The sequence below is a fragment of the Mycobacterium sp. 012931 genome (assembly GCF_000419295.1).
Taxonomy (GTDB): Bacteria; Actinomycetota; Actinomycetes; order Mycobacteriales; family Mycobacteriaceae; genus Mycobacterium; species Mycobacterium marinum.
On record NZ_AOPX01000001.1, the window covers coordinates 2796360 to 2819880 of the forward strand.

General features: G+C 65.3%; 19 protein-coding genes and 2 pseudogenes. 11 read left to right on the forward strand and 10 right to left on the reverse strand.

The genetic code is table 11. The features are described from left to right. Positions 1 to 260 precede the first annotated feature (260 nt). Positions 261 to 647 (forward strand): annotated as a pseudogene (locus MMSP_RS27505) (PPE family protein); the annotation flags it as partial. A 1159-nt stretch (positions 648 to 1806) separates the two neighbouring features. Here MMSP_RS27505 and MMSP_RS25960 read toward each other — a convergent pair. Continuing rightward, entirely contained in the window at positions 1807 to 2946 is a 1140-nt protein-coding gene (locus tag MMSP_RS25960; RefSeq protein WP_020725841.1) for a BTAD domain-containing putative transcriptional regulator, read from the reverse strand. Between the two features lie 387 nt (positions 2947 to 3333). On the opposite strand from MMSP_RS25960, the gene MMSP_RS12385 reads away from it, so the two are divergent. Together MMSP_RS12385 and MMSP_RS12390 are read left to right on the forward strand one after the other, a co-directional pair. Continuing rightward, entirely contained in the window at positions 3334 to 3870 is a 537-nt protein-coding gene (locus MMSP_RS12385; RefSeq protein ID WP_020786867.1) for a secreted protein, read from the forward strand. After that, complete coding sequence (locus MMSP_RS12390) at positions 3842 to 6793, forward strand: DUF4349 domain-containing protein (protein WP_036426467.1); 2952 nt, start codon at positions 3842 to 3844, stop codon at positions 6791 to 6793. Before MMSP_RS12385 ends, MMSP_RS12390 begins: the two co-directional genes overlap by 29 nt. 100 nt (positions 6794 to 6893) lie before the next feature. On the opposite strand, the gene MMSP_RS12395 is transcribed toward MMSP_RS12390, so the two are convergent. From MMSP_RS12395 to MMSP_RS12410, 4 genes are all read right to left on the reverse strand, one after another. Continuing rightward, positions 6894 to 8024: a mechanosensitive ion channel family protein gene (locus MMSP_RS12395; RefSeq protein WP_036426468.1), complete on the reverse strand. Its 1131-nt coding sequence runs from the start codon at positions 8022 to 8024 to the stop codon at positions 6894 to 6896. Positions 8025 to 8126: 102 nt separating this feature from the next. Next, positions 8127 to 8846 carry a TVP38/TMEM64 family protein gene (locus tag MMSP_RS12400; RefSeq protein WP_020786870.1) on the reverse strand — a complete coding sequence of 240 codons (720 nt, stop codon included), beginning with the start codon at positions 8844 to 8846 and terminating at the stop codon, positions 8127 to 8129. Positions 8847 to 8899: 53 nt separating this feature from the next. Then, entirely contained in the window at positions 8900 to 9526 is a 627-nt protein-coding gene (locus MMSP_RS12405; protein WP_020786871.1) for a hypothetical protein, read from the reverse strand. A 539-nt stretch (positions 9527 to 10065) separates the two neighbouring features. Beyond that, the gene (locus MMSP_RS12410) at positions 10066 to 10848 is read right to left on the reverse strand and encodes a ribonuclease I precursor (protein ID WP_020786872.1); all 783 of its coding nucleotides are present in this window, start codon (positions 10846 to 10848) and stop codon (positions 10066 to 10068) included. A gap of 164 nt (positions 10849 to 11012) precedes the next feature. Here MMSP_RS12410 and MMSP_RS12415 point away from each other — a divergent pair, with 164 nt between their 5' ends. Then, positions 11013 to 13103 (forward strand): hypothetical protein, encoded by a 2091-nt coding sequence (locus tag MMSP_RS12415; RefSeq protein WP_020786873.1) that lies wholly within the window; start codon positions 11013 to 11015, stop codon positions 13101 to 13103. After that, on the forward strand, positions 13096 to 14427 hold the full coding sequence (locus MMSP_RS12420) for a hypothetical protein (RefSeq protein ID WP_020786874.1): 1332 nt from the start codon (positions 13096 to 13098) through the stop codon (positions 14425 to 14427). The genes MMSP_RS12415 and MMSP_RS12420 overlap by 8 nt, the downstream gene beginning before the upstream one ends. Positions 14428 to 14659: 232 nt before the next feature. Here MMSP_RS12420 and MMSP_RS12425 read toward each other — a convergent pair whose 3' ends face one another. Together MMSP_RS12425 and MMSP_RS12430 are read right to left on the reverse strand one after the other, a co-directional pair. Further along, positions 14660 to 15502, reverse strand: coding sequence for a PhzF family phenazine biosynthesis protein (locus MMSP_RS12425; protein WP_036426469.1), 843 nt, complete (start codon positions 15500 to 15502; stop codon positions 14660 to 14662). Positions 15503 to 15581: 79 nt separating this feature from the next. Further along, on the reverse strand, positions 15582 to 15998 hold the full coding sequence (locus MMSP_RS12430) for a DUF6632 domain-containing protein (protein ID WP_011740684.1): 417 nt from the start codon (positions 15996 to 15998) through the stop codon (positions 15582 to 15584). A 113-nt stretch (positions 15999 to 16111) separates the two neighbouring features. Here MMSP_RS12430 and MMSP_RS12435 point away from each other — a divergent pair, with 113 nt between their 5' ends. Together MMSP_RS12435 and MMSP_RS12440 are read left to right on the forward strand one after the other, a co-directional pair. Continuing rightward, on the forward strand, positions 16112 to 17044 hold the full coding sequence (locus MMSP_RS12435; RefSeq protein ID WP_020786876.1) for an SAM-dependent methyltransferase: 933 nt from the start codon (positions 16112 to 16114) through the stop codon (positions 17042 to 17044). Continuing rightward, a complete protein-coding gene (locus MMSP_RS12440; protein ID WP_020725830.1) occupies positions 17041 to 17676 on the forward strand; it encodes a class I SAM-dependent methyltransferase in 636 nt (211 codons plus the stop codon). The genes MMSP_RS12435 and MMSP_RS12440 overlap by 4 nt, the downstream gene beginning before the upstream one ends. 22 nt (positions 17677 to 17698) lie before the next feature. On the opposite strand, the pseudogene MMSP_RS12445 reads toward MMSP_RS12440, so the two are convergent. After that, positions 17699 to 18565 (reverse strand): annotated as a pseudogene (locus MMSP_RS12445) (allophanate hydrolase); the annotation flags it as partial. 312 nt (positions 18566 to 18877) lie between these two features. On the opposite strand from MMSP_RS12445, the gene MMSP_RS12450 reads away from it, so the two are divergent. Then, complete coding sequence (locus MMSP_RS12450; protein ID WP_036426470.1) at positions 18878 to 19306, forward strand: DUF6636 domain-containing protein; 429 nt, start codon at positions 18878 to 18880, stop codon at positions 19304 to 19306. Between the two features lie 51 nt (positions 19307 to 19357). Here MMSP_RS12450 and MMSP_RS12455 read toward each other — a convergent pair whose 3' ends face one another. Beyond that, positions 19358 to 20368, reverse strand: coding sequence for a zinc-binding dehydrogenase (locus tag MMSP_RS12455; protein WP_036426471.1), 1011 nt, complete (start codon positions 20366 to 20368; stop codon positions 19358 to 19360). Between the two features lie 161 nt (positions 20369 to 20529). On the opposite strand from MMSP_RS12455, the gene MMSP_RS12460 reads away from it, so the two are divergent. Next, positions 20530 to 21078: a hypothetical protein gene (locus tag MMSP_RS12460; protein WP_012395158.1), complete on the forward strand. Its 549-nt coding sequence runs from the start codon at positions 20530 to 20532 to the stop codon at positions 21076 to 21078. A gap of 133 nt (positions 21079 to 21211) precedes the next feature. Further along, positions 21212 to 21505: a putative quinol monooxygenase gene (locus tag MMSP_RS12465; RefSeq protein ID WP_012395157.1), complete on the forward strand. Its 294-nt coding sequence runs from the start codon at positions 21212 to 21214 to the stop codon at positions 21503 to 21505. A 29-nt stretch (positions 21506 to 21534) separates the two neighbouring features. Here MMSP_RS12465 and MMSP_RS12470 read toward each other — a convergent pair whose 3' ends face one another. After that, the gene (locus tag MMSP_RS12470; RefSeq protein ID WP_036426472.1) at positions 21535 to 22584 is read right to left on the reverse strand and encodes an amidohydrolase; all 1050 of its coding nucleotides are present in this window, start codon (positions 22582 to 22584) and stop codon (positions 21535 to 21537) included. Between the two features lie 165 nt (positions 22585 to 22749). Here MMSP_RS12470 and MMSP_RS12475 point away from each other — a divergent pair, with 165 nt between their 5' ends. Next, positions 22750 to 23499: a class I SAM-dependent methyltransferase gene (locus MMSP_RS12475; RefSeq protein ID WP_020786883.1), complete on the forward strand. Its 750-nt coding sequence runs from the start codon at positions 22750 to 22752 to the stop codon at positions 23497 to 23499. Positions 23500 to 23521: the final 22 nt, after the last annotated feature.

Below are 23521 nucleotides of genomic sequence, written 5' to 3' on the forward strand. Positions count from 1 at the left end.
CAGTACTGGTGGGATGAATCTATTTGGGCCATGTCGGCAGGCGGAAGGTCTCAATTCTTCCTTTTTTTCTCGTTGCGCAACCTCGGTCGGGCCTGCCGCTGTACCGTCTGTTCCGCTGTAGGACTTTTCGGACATTTGCCCGGGGGCGGGTTTGTGGGAAGGGATAATGGGCGATGAGTTTTTTCGCGTTACCGCCGGAGATCAATTCGGCGTTGATGTTAGCCGGCGCAGGCTCGGCTCCCATGTAGGAGGCCTCCGCTGCCTGGAATGCCTTGGTTTCTGAGCTCGATGCGGCAGCGCAATCGTTTTCCTCGACGACCGCGGAATTAGCCGCCCAGGCCTGGCAGGGGCCGGCGTCCAAAGCGATGCTTGCCGCGGCAGCGCCGTATGCGGGGTGGTTGAACACCGCTGCAACCCACGCGTCGAGTGCATCGGCACAGGCCGAAGCGGTGGTGGGTGCGTTTGAATCGGCGGTGGCAGCCACCGTGCACCCGGAGCTGATAGCGGTCAACCGTTCCAACTTTGTGTCCCTGGTGCTGTCGAACCTGTTCGGGCAGAACGCGCCGGCGATCGCGGCCACCGAGGGAATCTATGAGGAGATGTGGGCACAGGACGTGGCCGCGATGGTGGGATACCACAGCGGAGCGGCCGCCGCTGCTGCCCAGCTGATCTCGCCCGCGGCGTCGGAGTGGCCGAACTATGGCTACGGCAATGTTGGTCAGGGTAATTTCGCGTTCTTCAACAACGGCACGCTGAACTTCGGTATCAGCAATGTCAGTCCGGACTTCACTCCTACTGATCCGATCACGTTGTTTGGTGGGGCGGGGGTCGCGAACAATGGTCTGTTCAATGTTGGTGCGTTCAACGATGGTTCGGTCAATATCGGTATCGGGAACGTTAGCCCGCATTTCACTCCTACTGATCCGCTGACTCAGTTCGGTGGGTTGGGTATCGGCAACGACGGCCTCAACAATGTTGGTGCTTTCAATGTGGGTAGCAACAACTCTGGTCTGCCGTTGCCGGGATTGGGGTTGTTGGGTCTGGCTAACCACGGGACCTTCAACCAGGGTTTCTTCAACACTGGTAACCACAACCTTGGGGCTTTCCTCAACGGCGACAACCTGGTTGGGATCGGCCCCCTGCGCTTCAACAGTGCAGACCTGGCCGGGCTACCAGGGGCGGCGTCGGAGTGGCCGAATTATGGCTATGGCAATGTTGGTCAGGGCAATGTCGGGTTCTTCAACAACGGCACGCTGAACTTCGGTATCAGCAACATCAGTCCGGACTTCACTCCTACTGATCCGATTACCCTGTTCGGGGGGCTCGGCATCGCCAACAACGGTCTGGACAACATCGGCGCCTTCAACAACGGTTCGGTCAATATCGGTATCGGGAACGTCGGCCCGCATTTCACCCCTACTGATCCGCTGACTCAGTTCGGTGGGTTGGGTATCGGCAACGACGGCCTCAACAATGTTGGTGCTTTCAATGTGGGTAGCAACAACTCTAGTCTGCCGTTGCCGTTGCCGTTGCCGTTGCCGTTGCCGTTGCCGTTGCCGTTGCCGTTGCCGTTGCCGGGGTTGGGGTTGTTGGGTCTGGCTAACCATGGGACCTTCAACGAGGGTTTCTTCAACACTGGTAACCACAACCTTGGGGCTTTCCTCAACGGCGACAACCTGGTTGGGATCGGCCCCAGGGAACGCCGGAGCCCTGGGATCGGCCCCCTGCATGCGGCTGGGCACAGCCGTGCTGGGCTATCTCGACGATCGACGATGCTCGGCGCATCACGCTCATCGCCGTTGCGGCCTAGGACACCCTGTCGGCTCCGGAGGCGGTTTCGAACATCAACTGGTGTTCGGCAATGCGAATCCGGTCACCTTCGGTTAGCGCGGTGCTGGTATGAACACGCCGACCAGAAACGGAAACGCCGTTCAGTGACCGCAAATCCACGATGACGAAGCTGGACCCGGTGTCAACGATCGCGGCGTGGTGACGGCTGACCTTGCCACCGGAAAGAACGATGTCATTGTCCGGGCTGCGCCCGATCCGGGTGGTGGTCGCGACCAACGGATACCGACGTTCGTTCGCGTCGCGTAGCGAGGGGCCGTGGGTGGCGTCCGGAATGGCCGGCATGTGGACCGACAGGGTGCTGATGGTTTCATCGGCGTTCGACTGGGCGGTCTTGCAGACGTCGAGTGGCCGCTGACGCAGGATTCGTCCATATAGCGCGCGCACCGTAGGAGCGGGGTCGACACCGAGGTCGTCTGCCAGCCTGTCCCGCAGTCGACGATAGGCATCCAGCGCATCGGATTGGCGTTCGGCCAGATAGTAAGCGGTGATCAGCTGCACCCAAAGCGGTTCCCGGTAGGGGTGGTCGGTGGTGAGTCCTTCCAGCTCGCCAATTACCGACTGGGCGCGGCCGCAAGCAATTTCAACTTCCGCGCGAGCGATTTGTGTGACCAGTTTTTCCTCGGCCAGTCCGGTGGCGAAGGCGTCGACGAAGGTGAAGTCGCGTAGGTCGTCGAGCACGGGACCGCGCCACTGGGCAAGCGCGGCCGAGAAGTGGTCGCTAGCCTGTTCAAAGCCCGAAGCCGCGGCGGCCCGTACCCCGGCGTTCTTTTCGGTCACGAAACGGCCGAGGTCGTAGTCGCCGTCGGCAACCGTGAGTCGATATCCCGGCGGCATGTTTGCCAGCAGTTCCCGGGTCTCGATGCCGGCGCCGGCCATCAGGCGACGCAGCTTTGACACATACGCATACAGCGTTTCTCGTGCCCCCGCCGGAGCCCCCTGTTCCCACGCCGCCTCGATCAACGCATCGATTGCGACGGGGCGGTTGCGATTGATCAGCAACGCGGCCAGCACCGCCCGTTGCTTGGGGGTGCCCAACGGCACGGCTACGCCATCGATCGTCATCTCCAATGGCCCGAGGGCGCCGAAACTCAACACGATCTTTCCGCCATCAACCCCGTCGCCCGCCTAGGGGAGCAGCACCGTTCACGACTCCCTATTCTGGGTGAGACGCGAGCCGTTGGCGGTGGGATTACCGAATCGTGCTCGTGAGCCGTTCCGCCTGGGCCGGTGGGCGCCGACTGGCCAGGCCCGAAGATCCGTCCGGATCCGCCCGGATCGAGTGGGCCGTCGTCGCAGTGCTTCAAGGTCGGAGACACCCAGACGTTGACAGTGTAATAGTGACAGTGTCAGTATCGACGGATGGCCGAGCGGGCGTCGTGGACGCTGGACGAGCTGGTGCGACGGGTTGCTGCCGGGCTGGCCGATCCCGCCTACCCGGGAGCGCCCAACGGCCGGGTTCGCTAGCTTCCCGATCGACGCTCGGTGCGGTGGTACACGACTACCGGGCTCGTCGACCGGCCGGTCATGCAGGGGCGCACCGCGTTGTATGGCCTGCGGCACCTGCTGCAGGTCATTGGGGTCAAACGTCGCCAGGCTGAGGGCCGTTCGTTGGCCGACATTCAAGCCGAGCTCGCCGGAGCGACCAACGAAACGTTGAGCAGGGTGGCCGCCGTTCCCGACGAACTGGTCACGGCCGCGGCGCGGGCATCGGCCGAGGTCCACCCGAGCCGCCGCAGCCGCTTCTGGGCCGATCGGCCGGTCACCGTCGAACCGGCGACCGACGGTGGCGGTGCTGACACTGTCACGTCGCTTGCGGCGGTAAGCCTGCCTGGCGGGGTGACGCTGTTGCTGCCCGCCGAGGGCCAAGGCCGCCCCGGTGACGACGACCTGCACGCGATCCGTGCGGCCGCCCGGCCATTGCTGCAACTGTTGGCCGACCGCGGCTTGCTGTCGGGCCTGCTATCCCAGGATGAGATGAACGGAGCCCATCATGACCGTGCGCATCACGCCGACGACTGAGGCCGATACGACCGGCCCCGTCGCCGCCGACGGCCAGCCTGGCCCGGGCGCGCTGAGCACCGACCGGGGCAGCCTGCCACTCGAACGCGTCGATGTTGGGGTCGATATCACCGGACTCACCAGCCGAGTCGAGCTGAGGCAAGACTTCGTCAACGCTTTCGACGTAGCCCTGGAAGCCAGCTATGTGTTCCCGCTGCCAGATCGTGCGGCGGTCACCCGCATGCGGGTGAGCGTCGACGGGCGCGATGTTGAAGCCGAGTTGCGCGAGCGTGAGGCTGCTCGCCGCGCGTATGACGAGGCCATCGCATCGGGACGATCGGCCCGGATCCTCGAGGAGGACCGGCCGGACGTGTTCACCATCCGGGTCGGCAATATCGTGCCCGGTCAACGGGTCACCGTCGCGCTCGCCATCATCAACCCGCTGACCTACGAGGATGGTGAGGCGACATTCCGCTTCCCATTGGTGGTCGCACCCCGCTACATCCCGGGTGAACCGCTGGCCGATATTGCTGTCGGCGACGGCTACGCCGACGACACTGACGCGGTCCCCGACGCATCTCGGATCACCCCGCCGATGCTGGTGGCAGGATTTGCGCACTCGGTTCCGGTGACCATCGACGTCGGGATCGACCCCGCCGGTTTCAACCTGTCGCAGGTGCGATCAAACATGCCCGCGGTGACCGGTGCCGACGGGCGCATACAGGTGACACCCGGTGCACCGGCCAACCGGGATTTCGTCTTGCGGCTGGACTGCGACGCCCAGGAACTCGCCAGCTCGCTGGTGCTGGTTCCCGATGCCGAGGGCGACGAGGGCACCTACCAGCTGACGGTGCTGCCGCCGGCCGGTGCCGCAACACCGCGCCCACGGCACCTGGTGCTGGTGCTGGACCGCTCCCGCAGCATGGCCGGGTGGAAGATGACCGCCGCCCGCCGCGCCGCATCCCGCATCGTGGACGCGCTCACCAGCGACGACCGGTTCGCGGTGCTGACCTTCGATGACGGCATCGAGTATCCGGTCGGTCTGCCCGCGGGGTTGACCGAGGCCAGTGACCGGCATCGCTATCGCGCGGTCGAGCACCTCGCTCGCGTCGAAGCGCGCGGCGACACCGAAATGCTCGCGCCGTTGCGGCGGGCGCTGGCCCTGTTGGGCCGGGAGCAGGTGGCCGACACCGATGATGCGGTGCTCATCCTGATCTCCGACGGGCAGGTCGGCAACGAGGACCAGCTACTGCAAGAGCTGTCCGGCGATCTGGGGCGGGTACGGCTGCACACGATCGGTGTCGATGAGGCTGTCAACGCCGGATTCCTGCGCCGCCTGGCCGGTGTCGGTGGGGGACGCTGCGTGCTGGTGGACAACGAGGACCGCCTCGACGAGGCCCTGCCCGGCGTCATCCAGCGCTGCGCCCGGACGCCGCTGGCGACCGGGCTGGAAGTACGTGCCGCGGGGTTCACGGCTATCGAGGACACCATGAGCCCGGCTCGGTTGCCCGACCTGTTGCCCGGGGTGCCGCTGGTGGTGTCCGGACGGTATCGGGGGAGTGCGCCCGGTTCGCTGACCGTGCGCGGCGCCACCGAGGCGGGCGCGGACTGGTCGATCACCGTGGCCGCGGAGCGCTGCGCGGTCCCAGCCGTGACGGCGCAATGGGCGCGGGCCCACCTGCGCGACCTCGAGGACGGCTACGCCGCGGCGCCAGCGGATACCCGAGACGACGTGGCGACGCGGATCGTCGACACGTCGCTGCGCTTCGGTGTCTTGTGCAGGTTCACCGCCTATGTCGCCAGTGAACTTCGGGACGGCCGCGTGGTAGCCGAGGGCGCCCTGCACCACCGGGTGATCCAGCCCGTCGCGGTGCCGGCCCCCCACGACCCGCCGCGAGTCAGGGGCGCGTCGCAGAATGCGGTATCGACCCGGCGGGCGGAAGGATCCGCCCGCGGCGACTCGGAAGCCAAGCGATCGAAAGCGCGAACGGTCAAGCTACGCAACGTAGTTGCGGTGGCGCTGGTCAGTGCGCTGCTGGTTGGCACCGGCTGGATCTGGTCGCTTAGCGGTGACGGCTTGTCCACCGCGACGCGTGATCAAAGCACCGGCATAGTGGGCGGCAAGCCTCCCGAAATCGCGGATTCAATCGGGATTCCGGAGACCAAGGGCAGCCTCGGCGGCACCGAGAACACGGTCGCGTTGCCGGAAGCGCCGCCGCCACCAAGGACCCCGGCGGACGGAACCTACAAACGGGACATCATCACCAACGGATCGCTGCAGATGGTCGTCGCAGCGCCCGCCCAAGCCGCCGACCAGCTCGCCGCCGCGGTCTCCGACGCCGGCGGCAGGGTCGACTCGCGCTCGGAACGCTCCGGGGCCTCCTCGCCCACGGTCAGCCTCGTCGTGCGCATCCCCGCCGACAAGCTCGACGGCGTTCTGGCCGACGCGAAGAATCTCGGTGAAGTGGAATCGATGTCGATCGGCCGCACCGACGTCACGTCCCAACGCGTCGACCTCGACGCCCGCATCGAGGCTCTGCAAACATCGGTGAATCGCCTGCGCGAGCTGATGGGCCGGGCCGGCAGTGTTGCCGACCTACTCGCCGCGGAGTCGTCGCTGACCGAGCGTCAGGCCGAGCTGGACTCGCTGCGTGCCCAGCGCACCACACTCGGTGACGAAATCTCCTATGCAACAATCAATGTCACTCTCTCGTCCAAGCCGACGGTGGCGCCCGGTGGTTTCCTCGGAGCCCTCGAACGCGGATGGCAGTCATTGATCGCGACTGTCGATGGCCTGGTGTTGACTATTGGATTTCTGCTGCCGTGGATCCCGGTACTAGGCGTGCTGGTGCTGGCGGTCGTTTGGGTGTTGCGCCGCAAGATCTTTTCGCGTGCCTCCGGAGTCGGCCACGGCACCGACGCAGACTTGGAGACGGAGTCGTAGCGCCAACTCGTCGGTGCCAGCTTGGCCTCCGATGTCGCGGCACAAGGGGCCGGTGTCCGGGCCACACACGCGACCACGGAACACCCGATCGCGCAGTCGACTAGCCAGGGTCCTGCTCATTTGCGCCGTTTCCGGCATCGCGGCATGCGGGCTGTCCGGCGCAACGGGTGTCGGAATGCGCAACGCGCCAGCGCGGTAGGGCTGCGGGTTGGTTGCGCTGCAACCAGTCGACCATGCCTTCGCGGACCGCGCAGCGCAGGTCCCACAGGGCGCCGGCATTGGGCGCACTGACCAGTATCCGCACCCGCACGTGGCCGCCGACGGCGTCGGTCACCTGCAACGCGCCAACGCGCTGGTCCCAAAGTTCGCTGCCGGCCAGCTGGCGCTGTAGTTCGGCGCGCATCGCCTGCAGCCCAACCGCGAAGTCGACGTCGAGTTCGACGGTGCCCAGCAGTTCGGTGGCATTGCGCGTCCAGTTCTCAAATGGTGTCGTGGTGAAGTAAGTGGTGGGCAAGACCAGCCGTCGCTGGTCCCAGAGGTTTACCACCACATAGGTCAGCGTGATCTCCTCGATGCGGCCCCATTTATCCTCGAGCACAACGACATCGCCGACGCGGATGGCGTCGGAGAACGCTATCTGGATACCGGCGAAGACCGCACCGAGCGAGGTCTGCGCGGCAAGACCGGCCACCACCGACAGCACGCCCGCGGAGGCCAACAGGGCGGTGCCGAGCGCGGCGAAGGCGGGGAAGGTCATCAGGGCCGCCGCCAGACCCAACAGCACCACGGCGGCCACCGCCAGCCTGCGCAGCGTCGTCACCTGGGTCCGGATCCGTCTGCGGTGCAGATCGGCATCGGTCATCGTCGCGTCACCGCCACCGAACTGATTGATCGCGCGCCGCTCCGCGACGAGCACCAGGCTGGCCACCAGCCAGGTGATGGCGGCGATCAACAGCAGCACCAGGGTGTGGTCAACCCAGCCGTGTGAGGCCACGGCACCGTGCACGGAACCGTGTACCGCGACAATCGCGGCAATCACCATCAATGTGACCCGAAGCGGCTTGTGGGTAAGCGGCGCGATATCGCCCAGCAGTTCGCTGCGCCGGCCGATGCGTTTCAATATCCACGACAACAGCACGCCGAGCAGGTAAGCGCCGATCAGCGCACCGCCCACCCACGCCAGACTCACGGCGACACTAGCCGCGGATGGGAACTGAGACTGCTCCGGCATCGCGTGCGCTCACCTTCCAAACAAGATTCACGGGTCGCTGGCGACCGTACGGCAGCGCCGCCCAGCCGTCACCCGATGGTGTCGTCGTCGACGCGGATGAACCTAGGCCGACTCGGCCGGCGCCGGGTCGCTCGCGCGCTCACGCCACTTGCGGTACTCGCGCCGCGCGGTGACTGCCCCGACGATCGCGGTCACGCACCAGACGGTGATGGCCGCGTACGCCAGCCAGGACGACAGGTTCATGATGGTGGCACCCAGCGCGGTGTAGACGAACGCGCGCGGCGCAGATCCGATGAGCGACCCGACGATCATCTGCCACAGCGGTACCCCAAAGGCCCCGAAGGTGTAGGAGGCCAGTGCGTCCGAGATGCCGGGGATGAAGCGCTGGCCAACCACCGCCCACAGCCCCTGACGTTCGATCCGTGCATCGAGACGATTGGCGCGGTCGGTGCCCAGCAGGACACGGGCGCTGTCCCGGCCCGCGCGCCGGCCGAGCAGGCTGGCGACCACCGCGGTACCCACCGTCGCGCCCAGGGTCACGAATGTGCCCAGTACCGGGCCGAACAGCACGCCGCTGCCGGCCGCCAGGATCGGACCCGGGACGAACATCGCGCCGAGGACGGTCGACATCACGACATACGCCAGCGGCGCCAGGGGGCCCGCCGCCGTGATCGCGCTACGGATCCCCGCGATGTCGATGACACGGGCCACGGCAACCAGATAGAACATCCCGAGCAGGAAACCGGCGAACAGCGCGAGCCGCACCAGGTGACGCCCCCGGCTGGCAGTTGGGGGCGCAGGATCGGTCGCGGTGTCGGTCATGGTGATATCCATCCTGCCGCACCACGCGCACGCCGATGAACCGGCTGGTGGGGCTAGGTTGCCACCTCGGCTGCGAAGGTGCCAGACGCCGACGTCCACTTGTCCGCGATGTCGAAGTTGCCGCAGACCCGGTTACCGTCGGTGACCAGCTGGGCCTTGCCCTTTGCCTGCGACATCTGCACCGTCGTCCGTCCGGTCACCCGGATCGAGAGATCGAACGTGTTGGGGTCTTTGCGGTCGCTGGAGGTCGTATAGTCGCCTTCCCCGGCATTCTGCGCGCCGTTGGTGAACTCCAGCTTGAGGAACGCCTCATCGGCCGCCAGTTCAATCTTGCGATCCTTGAGATCCGCCAGCGGACGCTTGGTGGTGCCGATGTACACCACGATGGCCCTGCCGTCACCCCCCAGGCCGGCCAGCGGGCGATCTGCCGCCGCGTAGACGGTGGACCAATTGATCCCATCCGGGTAGCCGCCGTTTGTCGAGCTGACGTTGACCGCGGTCGCCGCGGGGCATTCACCGCCGCTGGCCTGGGCCGTGGTTGTCGAAGATGCCCCGCTGGCCGTCGACTGGGTCGGCGTGGTTGGTCCGGACTTCGTCGAGTCCGAACCGCAGCCGACGGCGAGGAAGCCGGGGGACAGGAGCACCGCGACCGCCGCCGCTCGTACTAGCGCAATATGCATGCTTTCTCCTACTTCTTGAATTTCGGATTGGTGCATGAGCTGGTGCCCGGCCGGTCGCCAAACCACGGTCCAGCGATTGGGCGGGCAAAATGTCTGATGCCCGGCGTACCCACAGCGGGAATGCTAATCAGCTCGGGCGCCGAAGGATAAGACCCTACCCCGGGAGGGTATCGGTGTGATGTTCCCTGGTTGCGGTGCGGCAGTCGATCCGTCGGGGCCCGACCGGCAAGTCGACGTGCTGTAGGTAGGACGGATTCGTCGTCCGGCCGGCGCGCATCCATTTCCGTGGGCGTATCTATCGCATGGATGATGGCCCGCTGGTTTCGGATTCAGGTTCATCGCGGCGCTCGGGCCGGGCATTCACCGGCCGGTCACCAGCTTGCCGGGTCGGGTTGATGCCCGGGCCGGTGACACGGGATCGAAGTCCGTATGCGGTTGACCGGGGTGCAGATGCGAGGTGGGATGGTACCCGCGAAACGACCGCCACCGACGGCGTTGGGTTTATGCAGCGGTGGAGTTTGCAAAACTTGAGCAAATCCTCACGGCACACGTCCACGCCGGCATTGGGCGGATATCGTTGGGCCTTTGAAGAGCAAGTCTTGCAGTGACAGGGTGCTCTGGGTGGCGCCAAGTTCGGCGACGGGAGGAAGCGACAGTTGCACCTCGTAGACGACGATCTCTTTCTTGTCGACATCCCGGCAGGTGAGACTGACGCGCTCGCCCGCCCCGTCGCCCAGTTCGGCATCGATGCGCTCGCGTATCGTGCCGAGCGACAGTTGCCGGCCCTGCGCCTTCTCGAACACCGGATCGAGGATCCTGCCGAGCTGGTCGGCGAGTGTCACGGCAGCGCTGAAGTAGACCGCCGGTGTGACGCCGGAACAGCTGCCATGCGCATACCACTCGTGCGGCACCATGGCCTTGATGTCCGACATCATCGACTGCAACTTCGATTGCACGTCCTGCGGCAGATCCAGCGACGCGATGTCGGTATCGCGTAGATGGTCACGAGCCCGACCTTCGTCCGCTGTTGGCACGTCGCAGAACTGTTCGGTTGGGGGTTGGGGCCAGAGCCCGTGCAGGATCAATGTCCGCCCCAACTTCTCGACGTGACCGGATCTGCATCCGGAGTTGTTGCGCTCGACCCGGCACAGGCTGGGGCCCCAGGTCATCACGAGCAGGCTCGAGCTGCTGTTGCCGGGTTGTTTGGAGGGTGGCGGCGAGCGGTCCACCACGAGCAGGCCGAAGGCGACAGCCGCGACGACAATCGCCGCGAGACCGGCCGATATCGAAAGTACAGCCTTGTCGCCTCGCCGCAGTTGCATGGTCCACTCTTCTCAGCGGTGTTGAGCGGGAGATTCCCGCACTCGCCCAAACCAGTAACGCAGTACAGCTTTTCACGTCCGTGTGTCAACGTTGGTGGATCGCCCGCCAAAGATCACATGTGTTTGCCGCAGCCGACGAGCTTGCGGCGCCGGAAACGCGTCTCGTGAACGAGATCGATCGCTGGTTCCAGCGCAGAGCGCGCCGGGAAGGCCGCTTGGTTTCTCTCTACACGAGCCTGCTCACCGGCCGGATCTTCGCCTACTTCCGTTACCGGCTGCGGTCCGCGTTCCTGCTCGACACCAGCCGATTCGCCGTTCACGTCATCGAATTCCTGCTGCTGCTCTCCAGCCTCGGCGGGCTGGCCGTGTTTACCGTCATGGTGCTGCGAATCGGCAGCCTGATCGCCGGTGGCGGCTGGTGGGGGCTGCTCGAAGTCATGCGAGAGCGGCTGAGGGGTTTCTTCCGGGCCGGGGACCGGGACGCGGCCGAACGCGAAATTGGCTCTTGGTTGGTACTTTCGGTGATTGTCGCCGTGGTCTTGATGATCGGTGCCGGTGCTGCACTGACGTTGTTGCGCCCATCCGGCGACGACTCGATTGCGCACCTCTATGCACTTCTGGTGGTCCTGGAACTGGCGCTCGGCTTTCCGGTCCGAGTGATCCATTCCGGGATCTATGCCACCCGGCGCATCTACCGGCCCAGATGGCTGATGCTCGCTCCCACCTTCGTCCAGCTGGGAATCCTCACCGCCGGCCTCTACTGGTATCCCACCGCCGCGATCATCATTGCGATCGTCGCGTCCAACGCCATCGGCATTTGGGGCACCGTGCACTTCACCCTCGAGGTCTATCGGCTGACCGGGCTGTGGCCGAAGCTGGGGGCACCCTGGTACGCATTCTGGCGGCTGCTGCCCAAGATCCCGCCCTGGCTTGGTCTGCAGACAACGCTGTCGGGACTTGTGTTGCGCATGGACGCGATCATCGTGCTTGCCATTGTCGGCGTGTATGGGACAAGCACGCGATCGTTTGATCTCACCGCCGGTGTAGCGGCGTGGCGGCACGTCGATGTGTTCCAGTTCTTCTATTTGGTGCTGCCGTTGTTTTGCGGCGCCTTCGAGGGCGCGGGGCTTTTCTATTTCGACTTCGTCCGACTGCGCAGTATCCCGGCGCTCAGGGAATTTCGGCTCTTCTTCTTCCACCGGCTCCTGATGATGACGCCGCTCATCGCCCTGTTCTTCTGGTCGCTTGCCGCCGTGCTCGGGACCTATGTCCTGCACGACATTCCGCTGAGCTTCCTGTTTGCGTTGCTTCCGCTTTTTGTCGTGCGCAGTTTGATCGGGATGTACCAGATCCGGCTGTTCGCCGAAGGCCGCTTCGGCACCCACCTCTTGACCATCGTGTTGCTGGCCGGCTTGTTGTGGCTGGTATGGATGGACCGCAACCCCGCCTCTGACCTGATTCAGATCACCGCCGCGCTGATCGCCCAACTCGTCGTGCTGATCGACCTGCAGCATTATCGAGACCGCCGCCCACCTGCGCCGCCCACGCTGCTGATGCTGGGGGACTGGATGCGTGCGCTCGCCCGTGAGCAGGGGCCAGTCCTGGTCGGCAGCATCACCATCCCGGACTCGATCGCGGCCAAGCAGAGATCGGCCGCGGTGGCGCTGATGCGGCAAACATTCAGCGGTAAAGGGCATTTCGCGTTTCGGTCGGCAACGATTCTTGTCTACTACCAGCGAACCGCGAACGGCGATACCGCACAGCAGCCCCACCTGGCGCTCCAGGCGATCACCGGGGGCGCTGCCAACCGCGGCAACTCGTTGGGCATGCCGATGACTACCGGAGCGGCTGCCCTCGACCGTCTGATCGCCGAAAAATGGATCCTGCCAATGGACGATGTGACATCGCAGTCGGGTGATGTTGAAACGCTGTGCGCCGAGTTTCATGTGCTCTTTCCGGACGGCATCGTTTTCGACCTCGACACGTTCGCGGGGGCACGAGACATGCGCAATCTCGACCACGGTGTGTTGACCGCGGCGTTGCCCGCGGCAATAGCGAGCCTCGAGGGCGGCTCCATCGTGGTTCCCTTGGCTGATCGCCTGCTCACGCCGCTGTATCACGATGGCAGGCTGCGTCGGCTCATGCTGCTGCCTCCCGACCCCGAACCCGCGGTGTTCAGGCGCTGGCTGCAAACCATGAAGGCCTGGCGGTTCAGCTGGGGCACCATGGAGACGGGGCTGGGCCGCCATGGTTGAACCCGTTGACATCGAGCGACGACTGGCGGATCCGAAGACCTACGAAGACGCTATTCTGCGGATCTTCTCCAAGAAGCGCCGGCGCGGGTTGGCCTTCGGTGAGGCGGCCGGCGGCGTCACCTACTTTGGCACCGCAAGCCAGCGGCGCACGCTGTCGCGGGCGATAGCCCGCGGTGTCGGCAGCGGCCGATACCGACCGCAGCCGGTCGACCTCTGGATGCTCGAGACCAAAGGGAAAGTCCGCGCCGCCCACACGCCCGCGTTCAGCGATCACGTCGTGGGTTCGGCTCTGTTTCAGCTGCTTTCGCATAATGCGCGCTGCTACGGCCTGCCCGGCGTCTACTCCTATCTGCCTGGCCTGACGAATGTTGCGGCGGTGCGTGCTCTTGCCGGCTATGTGCGAGCTCACCGCCACCGGGTGGGCGACAAAGGCCCGCCGCTGTATGTCTTGCAGTCAGATTTCGAACACTACGGCGACAATCTGCCGGTCGGTCCGGACGCGGCGCTGTGGCCAACGCTGCGCGAGATCGCGACCCTCGGTAGTTCGAAGGGCCGCATCGGAGTTCACACCTGGGACCTCATCACCGCGCTGGCCCGCCCCATCGTGCGCGATGAGAGCGGGGTCCAGTTCACCCGGCGCTACGGCGTCGCGATGGGAACACCGCTTGTTCCGGTGCTGGGCAATCTGGCGGTCATACCCATGGACCGGGCGATCGTCGGTATCGAAGGCATCTTTTACGCGCGGTACAACGATGACTTCCTCATCGCTCATCCTGACCTCGCGGCGCTGCACGAGGCGGATGCGCGAATCGATGCGTTGCTTGACGAGTTGGGCGTCAAACGCAAGCTCGCCAAAGAGCTTCGCACCACCCTGAGCGCGACCGGCCAACCGTGCGCCTCCGATCCGGCCTACCGCGGCCGCAACCGGATCGACTGTCTCGGGATGTCCGTCACCCATGCCGGGACGATGGCGCTGGCGCCTCATCGGCTGCGTCGCCTCGTCGGTCGGATCACGACGCGCCTGGACGCGACCGGATCGGCCCTGTCGGGAATGCCGGCCGAGGAACGGGCGCGCCAGCTCGTCGAGGCCACCAACGTGATGCTCGATGTCACGAATCCCTTTGCGGTTTCCGGCCTATCGGCACTGCTCGAGACGACAACGGATCGGGGAGTGCTCAAGGACGTGGATTTCCGCATCGCGCGCAAGATCGTCCAGGTCGCCACGGGCCGGCCGGGTGTGCACGGCTTTCGGCTGCTTCCGCCCAGGACGCTGCGGCACCAGATGGGCCTGGTTTCGCTCGTGCAGGTGCGCAACTTGCGGTGATTGCCGGCATGCGGTTCGATCATGGGGAGGGCGCGGACCCCGCTTTCATGCGGCTTTTTTGAGGGACCACAGAGGCTACGGCTTTCGATCCCTCACTTTTTCCGTTTTTTCCCGCGTCCTCTCTTGCGCGCTGCCGGGTTGCGCGTCGGCCAGGGGCCGGACCCGATGACCTGGTCCACGGTCGGTGCGAGCCCCTCTTCGACGGGCTACGACGGGTAGCGGTGTGGCGTTGCTAGAACAGGGCGGTGCCTTTGAAGCAGGTGCTCGTCGCCCCGCTGACCCAAACGACACCGTCTGGATCGGTGGTTATCGATATTTCTCCGGCTCTGGCCAGACGCGCCCCTTGGGAGACTGTGTAGCTCAGCGGCGCGGTGCCCGTGCTGGTCAGCCACTGGGCGACGCCGGCGTTCATGCTGCCGCACACCGGATCTTCGGCGACCCCGACCCCGGGAGCGAAGGTGCGCAACTCAAACGCGTGTTCGGAACCCGACGGGTAGGCGCCGATCGCCCCCACCATGGCAGCGGACATCTGTGAGAAGTCAGGTTCAAGGTCGAGCACCTCTTGGGTGGTGGCCAGTTGCACGACCGCCCATCCGGGACCGTTGTCAACCCATTGGTGGGCCAGCACCTGGTCGCGAGCAATGCCGAATGCGGCGACGATCTGCGTCAGATAGGCCTCGTCCAGATCGCCCGTGCGTCGCATGGGTGGGGCGGCGAACGACAGCATGCCGTGATGGCGACGCAGTTGCACCAGGCCTGCGCCACACTCCTGCACGATGTGATCCGCACAGCCTGGGCTTTCGCGGTGCTCGAGCCAGGCATGCGCCGAGCCGAGGGTGGGGTGACCGGCGAAAGCAAGCTCCCCACCAGGAGTAAAGATCCGCAACTTGTAGTGGGCGTTCGGGTCTTCGGGCGGCAGCACGAAAGTCGTCTCCGAGAGGTTCGTCCAGCGGGCGACGCGCTGCATCGTTTCGTCGTCCAGCCCGGCCGCGTCGAGAACGACCGCGACCGGGTTACCCATATATGGCGTCGCAGAGAACACGTCGACCTGAGCAAAATCATATGAACGGGCCACCGGCGTTGGGCCTTTCGGATATCTGGCTGGCAAGGATTCGCCGCCGATCGTAGTTGGCCCGAGCGGGCCCTAGATGGGCCTACCCGGGTGTCTGGACTCGTCGCGGGGTTTCGGCGCCCCGCATCAACAGACCCAGGACAACGGCGACGATCACCAGAGCGGGCACATCACCGGCCAGGTGGCCGCGCTCGTGTGGGTCGCCGATCGCCTGCGCGGCCATGATCGCGGCGTGAACGACGCTCGATACCACCGTGAACCAGATCAGGCTGCGGTGGGCCAGCGGATCTCGTGCCGCGATCAGAAGGAAGACTCCAAGTGTGGTGTAGATGCCGATGATCATCGTCAGGTAATGCGATGACCCGTGACCCCAACTCCAGCCGGATGGCCAGATGATGGTGAGGGGGTAGACGGCGAAGGTGAAGATCAAGCCGACGGCGATGAGCGCCGCCCGTAACAAGTTGGTCCGATTCTGGGTGTTCGTGTCGAGGTTCGGCATCGCGCGACGCTTTCGGTTACTGCCATTGAGACATCAATTTTACGCCGGTTCAGCGCGCACCGGGATAGTGGTTATACTGACTAAGTATTTTCGGCTTCGATATCGGAGGGCGCATGCCACGCACAGACAACGACAGCTGGGACTTGGCCACCAGTGTGGGGGCGACGGCCACGATGGTGGCGGCGGCGCGGGCGATCGCCACCAATGCCGACAACCCCTTGATTGCGGACAGGTTCGCCGAACCGCTGGTTCGTGCAGTCGGCGTGGACTTCTTCACGCGCTGGGTCACCGGCAATCTGGTGGTAGCCGACGTCGACGATACGGAGTCTGGTTGGCAGCTAGCGCAGATGCCAGATGCGATGGCCGTGCGGACTCGCTTCTTCGACGCGTTCTTTCAGGATGCGACCCGCGCCGGCGTCCGTCAGGCGGTGATCCTGGCGTCGGGCCTGGACGCGCGCGCCTACCGATTGGATTGGCCGGCCGGGATGACGGTTTTCGAGATAGACCAGCCGGAGGTGATCGCGTTCAAGACCACCACGTTGGCGGGGCTGGGCGCAGTACCGCGAGCCGACTTGCGCACGGTGGCCGTGGATCTGCGTCAAGACTGGCCGAAGGCCTTGACGGAAGCGGGTTTTGACGCCGGTCGCCCTACCGCGTGGATTGCCGAGGGCCTCTTCGGCTATCTCCCTCCGGAAGCTCAGGACCGACTGCTGGACAACATCACCGCGCTCAGCGCCACGGGCAGCCGGCTGGCCTGCGAGGCGATCCCGAACAGGCCGCAGCAAGACGCCGAAAAGGCGCGGGAACTGATGCGCAAGGCCACCGCCAGATGGCGTGAGCACGGGTTTGAGCTGGAGTTCGGTGATCTCGGCTATGAGGGTGACCGAGCGGATGTGGAGTTGTATCTGCAAAACCTGGGCTGGCAGTCGGTCGGCACCCAGATGAGTCAGCTGTTGGCCGACAACGGTGCCGCGCCGATCCCGCATAACAATGACTCGGTGACCATGGCAGACACGATCTACTACAGTTCGGTCCTGACCGCATGACGACGGTGCCGCGCCGGGGCTTCAACGACGCCGTCACGGGGATCTGGAGTTTGTTGGCCCCGGCCTACGACTTGGCAATCCTGCAGCAATGGGTATATCGCCCGCCCCATGACGAGGTTCTCGCCCAGCTGCGCGCCCACAAATCTCGCAGGATTGCTGATATTGCTTGCGGCACTGGCATTCTCAGTGCTCGGATCGAGCGCGAACTGCACCCTGACGAAATCTACGGTGTAGACATGTCGCACGGGATGCTCGACCAGGCCCGGGCCAAATCCGATCGGGTGCGGTGGCTGCGCGGCCCGGCGGAGCAACTGCCGTTCGATGACGGCGCACTCGATGCCGTGGTTACCACCACCGCATTTCATTTCTTCGATCAGCCGGCGGCGCTGCGGGAGTTTCATCGAGTCTTGGCCCCCGGCGGCCTGGTGGCCGTCTCGTCCCTGAGCGCGCGCCAGCCCCTGCTGCAGCTCCCAGCGGCCAGCAAATGGAAACCCCAGCACAGCCCGTCGCCGGCCGAGATGCGGGCACTGTTCGAAGGCGCGGGGTTCACGATCAGCGATCAGCACCGCGTCCGTCGGCCGGTCTGGACGCGGCTGGTGCCTGATCTGATCACCGTCGGCACCAAGAGCTGACCGCGTTTCGGTCGCGACGGTTCTAGCGTTGCGCGGCCAGATAGGCCAGCCAGCCGCGGTAGGCGGTGATGTCGGTCGCGTCGCTGGTTGCGTCCTGGGTGGCCGTGAAACCGACCACCTCGCTGCCGTTTTCGAGTTCGATCGCGGTCAGCGCCATGGGTGGTGGTAGCGCGGCCAGGAAGCGCCCCAGGCCGGCTTCCGAGATTCGGTAGAGCTCGCCGCGGATGCCGGCGCCGGCGCCGGGATCGGTGCGCACGAGCGCGGGTTTGGCGGGCGTGGTGTCCAGGACGGTCAGGCGGTAGGCGTCGCTGGTGGTGATCGGCCCGCAATAGCGGGCGCCCAGCTCTTGTAGTTGGGGGTGCAGTGGCTGTCCGCGCAGATGAGCCCCGAAGACGGCCAGCTCAACCCCATGATTGACCAGCAACGGGGTGCTGACCCCGCTGAGGCGGGCCGCAATGTCGATGGCGACCTGGTCGCCGAAGGCCGCGGCGATGAGCATGACACCGAACGGCCTCGCGTCCGGCAGTGGTGCGGCGGGGATGGCGATCGCGGCCAAGTCCAGCAAGTTGCAGAAGTTGGTGAAGGTACCCATCCGCCGATTGATCCCGGCCGGATCGGCCGCAACGGCGGCCAAACTCGGGTGCTCGGTGGTGGTGGGTAGCAACAGTGCGTAGAAGCGGCCCAGAAGTTCGGCCGCAGCACCGCGCGCATAGGCGAGCGCGTGTAGGTCCGCGGCGAAGGCGGCCCCGGTGGTGGAGCGCGCCGCGGTGATGATGGCGGCCACCGTCGGATCGGCGCCGGACGGGTTGGTGTCGAGGAATTCTCCGACGGCCGCGTAGCGTTCGGCCACGATTGCGCCGTCATAGAGCAGGCGGGACCCGCACAATAATCCCCCGAGACAATCCCCCGAGACGGCGGCCCGCGGGCGTGGCCTTGCGGTTACCCGTGCGATCCGAGACCCCGAGCCCGGTGCGCGCGGGCTCATCAATCACCGGTCGATCCGCTAAACCTGTTGAACAACTGAATGTTTGGACGTCTTGGCGAGTTGGCCATTGCGCAGCGATGTCGTCGCGAGGTGAATCGCTTGTGCTGCGAGGTTGGTGGCCGTATCGGGTGGGGCAGGCGTTGGCCGGATGTCCCGGCCGGCAACGGATGCATTTTGCCCGCCTTGCAGCGACAACCGACGAGTAGGGTCCAAGCAATGACTCGCCACCCGAAACGCCTGCTCGTTACAGTTGTCGGTGCGTTCGCGGCCGGCGTGCTCGCCCCGGCAACGGCTCACGCCGACATCGTCGGCTTCACGTCGCCCAGCGGCAACATCGGCTGCATGATCGACTCTTCGTCGGTGCGCTGCGATGTCCGTGACCGCACCTGGTCGCCGCCGCCGAAGCCCGCCGACTGCGAGTCGATGATGAATTATGGGCAGGGCATCGTGCTCACCGCCGGTCAGCCCGCTCGATTTGTCTGTGCCGGTGACACCGCGCTGGGCGGCGGGCCGGCGCTGGCCTACGGCGACAAGATCACCAAGGGATCGCTGCAGTGTGAAAGTGAGACGTCGGGGGTGACCTGCCGCGATATCGGCGACGGCGGAGGTTTCTCGATCTCACGCGACGGCTATCAGCTGTCCTGATCGGCTGCCCACGAGGGATAGCAGTCAGGGGTCGGCGCAACGGGTGGCGGTCTAGGGGAAAGTCACAACGATCTTGTCGGCCGTTCCCGGTGCGGTGGCGGCGGCAAGGGCATCCTGCACGTTGTCGAATGCGATGGTGCGGTCGACGATCAATGCATATCTCTGCCAATCGGCGACGATGTCTTTGGTGACGTCGAAGATTTCGGTGGGGTAGCCGATCGATCCCACCAGGGTGATCTCGTGGCTCATCACGGTGACCAGATCGACCTCGACCGGCTTCTTGTGGACGGCCACGATGCCGATGGTGGCCCCCTTTTTCGCGTTGGTCAGCGCGCTGTTGACGGCCGCGGGCGCGCCGGCGGCGTCCAGGTAGATGTCGGTGCCCGCCTTGCCGGGGAACAGTGCCTGCCCAGGACCGTGCAGATCGATGAGCCGTTGGGTGAGATCTTCCTCGGCGGAATTGATGACCGCGTCGGCACCCACTTGGAGCGCCTTGTCCAGGCGGGACGGGATGAGATCAGCGACCGCGACGTGCGCGGCGCCGACCGACTTGAACGCCAGCACCGCGCCCAGACCGATTGGGCCGGCACCGTAGATCAGGATCTTGTCAGAAGGCTTTGGCTTGCATTGGTTTACAGCATGGCGGGCCACCGCCATCGGCTCGTTGAGCGCGGCCACTTCGAACGGTATGTGCTCGGGAATGACCTCCAGGCTTACCCCGCGCACCGCCTCCTCGATGAGGAGATAGTCCGCCAGCGCGCCACTGGCTCCGCTGTTGCCGATGATGCCGTTGGGGGCGGCCATCGGATTGATGACGACGTGGTCACCGACGGCTAGGCCAGATACCCGCGAGCCGACCGCGACCACCTCGCCGGCGGGTTCGTGCCCGAGCGGCATCCGGCCTCGATGGGGCGGTAGGCCACCGATCGAGATGTAGAACGAATCGGTGCCGCAGATTCCGCAGGCGCGGATCTTGACCAACACGTCTTTGGGCCCGACCTGCGGGTCGGGTGCCTCGATGACGTCGGTGTGGCCCGGGGTCGTCACCACAGCGGACCTCATGCGCGTGCTCCCGTCGTCAACGGATTCTGGATTTGTCGGCCCGGGTGAGCGACCGTTTGGGGCCGCCCCGGCGGCTACGCCCACGTGGCGACGGTCCAGGCTGCCACCGAGCCTGCTCCCGAACGCTGCAAGGAGTCAATCCGCGAGAGAGGATAGCCAGGATGGCTCGAGTTCGATGGTGGCCGTATTGGCAGGACGTTGATGGCAGCGCCGGCAGTACCGGCGCTGCCCGCACCGGCGCCACGAACCCGAGAAGACCGGCCATCGCGGTGGCCGAACGGATGGTTGCGGGTGCGCTGGTGCTGCTTCCCAGCGCACTATTGTTGCTGCGCCTGGGCGAACCTTTCGCGATCTCGGCGATGGCGAGCACAACCGCTATCGTCCTGCACTCACCGAACCGTTACCGGCGCAGACCGCACGTCATCGCCAGCTGCTATGCCACCGGGTTGGCGATCACGGTCCCCATCACGTTGATCGGCATGCTCACCTCCATGTCCGGGCTGCTCGCGTCGACCATCGCCGCGGTGGTGATCGTGGCGGCGCCCGTGGGCCGCGTTCACCCACCAACCGCGTGCATCCCGCTGGCGATCACCAGATCACCGGGACCTGCCGCGATGCTGCTCGGATGGGTGACGTTTGCCGTCGTCGCGGTGGGGTTTCTGGCCGCGTTGTGGATGATGCTGATGCTGGCGACCCGGCGGCGGTGGTGACAGACTCGGCTTGACCTCGGTAGGTTCACCGGGGGAATGCCCTGGTAACGCCGGTGGCGGGGTACTGCTAATCTGCCCGCTGGCCAAGACGATTCGACCAAATCCGACGACCAAATCTGACAAGGAGACCGCCATGCCAGTCACCGTGACACTCGAACTCAGAATCAAGCCCGAGGCTGTGGGTGCGGCACGCGATGTCCTGGGGCGAGCGCTGCAAGATACCCGGGCCTTCGACGGAAACCTCGGCACCGACGTGCTTGTCGACGAGGACGACGAAGCGCACTGGCTGATCTACGAGCTTTGGGACACCGTCGAGCACGATGAGGCCTACCGCAGCTTTCGTGCCGGCCCCGGACGGATAACAGAGCTGCCGCCGTTGCTGGCCGCGCCTCCAGTCAAGATCAGATACACCACCACCGACATCTGACGGGTCTTACGCAAGACGCTTCGCTGAGGTCAGTTCGAGGTCAGCCGGTACACGCGGCTGGCGTTGTCGCGCAGTATCCGAGTCTGGTCGAACTGGTCACCGAGCACCTCGCGCAGGATCGAAATGGTCTGGGGCAAAGCCACGTTGGGCTTGTCGATGGGGAAGTTCGAGGACCAGAAGGTGCGTTGAGGTCCGAAGGCCGCCTGCAAGTGGCTGATCAGCGGCGCAGCCGCCTCGCGCAGTTCGTCGTGGCTGCGTGCTCCGGCGCCCAACACCGGCATCCCGAAGCCGCTGTGCTTGGCGACCACGTTGGGCAGTTCGGCCAGCGATGAGATGTCGTCGCGCCACCGCCCGAGGATGGCGCGGCGGTCCGCGGAGCTAGTGCCGGTGTGTTTGCCGGACGGACCGTATGCGCCCACCGGAGTGGCGTAGTGATCGAGGATGAAGGTGGTGTCGGGATATTCCCGCGCGAGCGTGATCGCGTCGGGTAATTGGTGGCCGTAGACCCACATGTCAAAGCTGAGCCCGCGCTCGGCCACCGCGGTGAAGCCGCGCCGAAAATCCGCGCTCGAGTACAGATGGGCGTTGGGCGTCCAATTCATGACGCCGCGGTCGTCGCTGTGCGCGCCGATGCAGCGCACCCCGCGCACCAACGCGCTCGCCTGCAGGTGTGCGTCCAGCAGTTCAGCGATACGTGGCGCCGACGGGTCGGCATGCACCACGATCGCGCCGAGGACCGGTGCTCCGGCAATGCCGAATGGCAGGGCGCTGACCCACTGCGTCTCGTCCACGCTGCCCAGTGGGTCTTTGGTCCGCCACCCGGCTTCCACGTGCACGACGGCGTCGACGCCGACGGGGGAGCTGTCTTGGAGGTAGTCGACCGGTAGGTAGCGATCCAGCAGGTAGCGCGGGTCACCGATGAACTCGCGCGAGGCGCGTGGAAAAAGCCGCAGCAGCGCTGGAAGCACCGCCGGCGCGCGGCGCACGATCTTCGCAACGCCGGACACTGCCCGGGGAGTGGCAAACGGGTCCCATTGGTGAACGTGGGCGTCCACCACCGTCGGTGCGCGATCCGTCACGTGACCACTTTCGCCGCTGCGCTGGTGTCGGTCTCGGGAATCGCAGAAATATGGGGGCGACCGGTCAGCGTTGGGTTCCAACCGCTGACCAGCTCAGAACATAGGCTGGACAGCAACCCGGGTGAGGAAAGAGGACGAACACAGAGGACAGGAAGAGGGGACAGGATGGTCACTGACTACAACCAGGGCGAAATCGCTGAACAGTACAAGAAGACGAAGGCGATCCCGGTGCGGACCAGGATCGAGGCCTACTCATTTCTGAAACACATTGGCGCCGTCACGGGCGAGAAGGTGGTTGACATCGCCTGCGGTGCCGGGGACTACACCCGCGTGATGCGGCGGGCCGGCGCCGCGCGCGTTGTGGGTTTCGATATCTCCGAGAAAATGATCGGGCTGGCCCGCGGGCAGGAGGCACACGAGCCACTAGGTATCGAGTATTTCGTTGCCGACGCCAGCCAGGAAGTGGCACAACAGGATTTCGACCTCGCGATCTCGGCCTATCTGCTGGTGTACGCCCGAGACCGCGACGAGCTAGCCAGGATGTGTCGCGGGGTGGCTTGCCGGGTTCGGCCGGGTGGCCGGTTTGTCACCCTCACCACCAACCCGGGCCTTTACACATTCGGACGAGTGCCCGACTACCGCAAGTATGGATTCCAGATCAAGCTGGCCGATGCCGCGTTCGAGGGCGCGCCCATCGAGTTGACGGCGTTTGTCGATGGCGCACCGCTGGTGATCGAAAACTACTACCTGCCGATTGCGGCGTATGAAGCCGCGCTGCGGCAGGCCGGCTTTCACGATTTCGTGGTGCACGTGCCCGAACTGGCGGCGGCACCTCAGGGCGAAGACGAGGGCGACTTTTGGGATGACTACCTCAACTATCCGCCCGCGATCGTCATCGAATGCGTCCGCGACTAACACGCTGGGCCGTCGGCGGGTG

Bases quoted from the DNA above. Each gene is read 5' to 3' on its own strand.
- MMSP_RS12390 (WP_036426467.1), top strand. From the start codon at position 3,842: ATGACCGTGCGCATCACGCCGACGACTGAGGCCGATACGACCGGCCCC.
- MMSP_RS12395 (WP_036426468.1), bottom strand. From the start codon at position 8,024: ATGCCGGAGCAGTCTCAGTTCCCATCCGCGGCTAGTGTCGCCGTGAGT.
- MMSP_RS12400 (WP_020786870.1), bottom strand. From the start codon at position 8,846: ATGACCGACACCGCGACCGATCCTGCGCCCCCAACTGCCAGCCGGGGG.
- MMSP_RS12405 (WP_020786871.1), bottom strand. From the start codon at position 9,526: ATGCATATTGCGCTAGTACGAGCGGCGGCGGTCGCGGTGCTCCTGTCC.
- MMSP_RS12410 (WP_020786872.1), bottom strand. From the start codon at position 10,848: ATGCAACTGCGGCGAGGCGACAAGGCTGTACTTTCGATATCGGCCGGT.
- MMSP_RS12420 (WP_020786874.1), top strand. From the start codon at position 13,096: ATGGTTGAACCCGTTGACATCGAGCGACGACTGGCGGATCCGAAGACC.
- MMSP_RS12430 (WP_011740684.1), bottom strand. From the start codon at position 15,998: ATGCCGAACCTCGACACGAACACCCAGAATCGGACCAACTTGTTACGG.
- MMSP_RS12435 (WP_020786876.1), top strand. From the start codon at position 16,112: ATGCCACGCACAGACAACGACAGCTGGGACTTGGCCACCAGTGTGGGG.
- MMSP_RS12440 (WP_020725830.1), top strand. From the start codon at position 17,041: ATGACGACGGTGCCGCGCCGGGGCTTCAACGACGCCGTCACGGGGATC.
- MMSP_RS12450 (WP_036426470.1), top strand. From the start codon at position 18,878: ATGACTCGCCACCCGAAACGCCTGCTCGTTACAGTTGTCGGTGCGTTC.
- MMSP_RS12455 (WP_036426471.1), bottom strand. From the start codon at position 20,368: ATGAGGTCCGCTGTGGTGACGACCCCGGGCCACACCGACGTCATCGAG.
- MMSP_RS12460 (WP_012395158.1), top strand. From the start codon at position 20,530: ATGGCTCGAGTTCGATGGTGGCCGTATTGGCAGGACGTTGATGGCAGC.
- MMSP_RS12465 (WP_012395157.1), top strand. From the start codon at position 21,212: ATGCCAGTCACCGTGACACTCGAACTCAGAATCAAGCCCGAGGCTGTG.
- MMSP_RS12475 (WP_020786883.1), top strand. From the start codon at position 22,750: ATGGTCACTGACTACAACCAGGGCGAAATCGCTGAACAGTACAAGAAG.